The 504-nt window shown below is 68.3% G+C and carries 1 protein-coding gene; it reads right to left on the bottom strand.

Features of this window, described 5'->3' with window-relative positions; genetic code table 11:
- On the bottom strand, positions 1-504 hold a 504-nt coding region (locus CKO43_RS25640; protein WP_242481431.1), incomplete at both ends, for a transposase.

Consider the following 504-nt stretch of genomic DNA (forward strand, 5'->3'; position numbering starts at 1 on the left):
CCGCCCATCTTCAGCACGTGGGTGTAGATCATCGTGGTGGCCATTGCGGAAATACCCAGAACCACGCCCACGACATCGCCGCCCTCGGGTACTTTCGTTCGAGCGCGTGAGGCGTATCGACGCCCGCTTGGCCGGCCTCGACGGCGGCAGCCCAAACGCGCCGGGCGCTCCCGAGCTGGCCGCTTGGCGGCGCCCTGGTAGCCGGCGTCGGCGAAGACTATCTTCTCCTCGCCGTGCAGCAACTGGTTGGCCTCGACGACGTCGTTGACGCTGCCGGCTCTGCCTCGAGCCGCATGCCCCAGCCCCGACTCGGAGTCCACGCCGATGTGCGCCTTCATGCCGAAGTACCACTGCTGGCCCTTGCGGCTCTGCTTCATCTCCGGGTCGCGCATGCCGCTGTCGTTCTTCGTCGAACTCGGTGCGGCAATCAGCGTCGCGTCGACCACCGTGCCCTGGCGCAGCAGCAGCCCCTTGGCACCCGGCGTGTCGTTGACCGTCGCCGGG

Source organism: Rubrivivax gelatinosus (assembly GCF_016583785.1).
Lineage (GTDB): Bacteria > Pseudomonadota > Gammaproteobacteria > Burkholderiales > Burkholderiaceae_C > Rubrivivax > Rubrivivax gelatinosus_B.